At 70.0% G+C, this 260-nt stretch carries 1 pseudogene; it reads right to left on the bottom strand.

The features are described from left to right. Positions 1–197, bottom strand: a pseudogene (locus tag OO63_RS46485) (activator-dependent family glycosyltransferase); the annotation flags it as partial. Positions 198–260: the final 63 nt, after the last annotated feature.

Here is a 260-nt window from a genome sequence, read left to right as displayed (position 1 = left end):
CCGCCCACCGGCTCCCCCGCCTCGCCCGCGAGGCGGACGAACTGCTCCCGCACCCGCCCGAAGAAATCCACCCCCCACGTCAACCGCCCATGCGCCGCACCACACACCCGCGCCGCCACCCCACCCGCGAACGTCCCCGGCTCCCACACCACCAACTCCGGCTCCCACCACCGGCACAACCCCACCAACTCATCCACCAACGGCTCATTCACCAACCGGAACCACCACGGCACCACATCCCCATAACCCGCCCGCAAATA

The sequence above is a fragment of the Streptomyces alboflavus genome (assembly GCF_000716675.1).
GTDB lineage: Bacteria > Actinomycetota > Actinomycetes > Streptomycetales > Streptomycetaceae > Streptomyces > Streptomyces alboflavus.
This window is presented reverse-complemented; position numbering and strand designations above follow the sequence as displayed.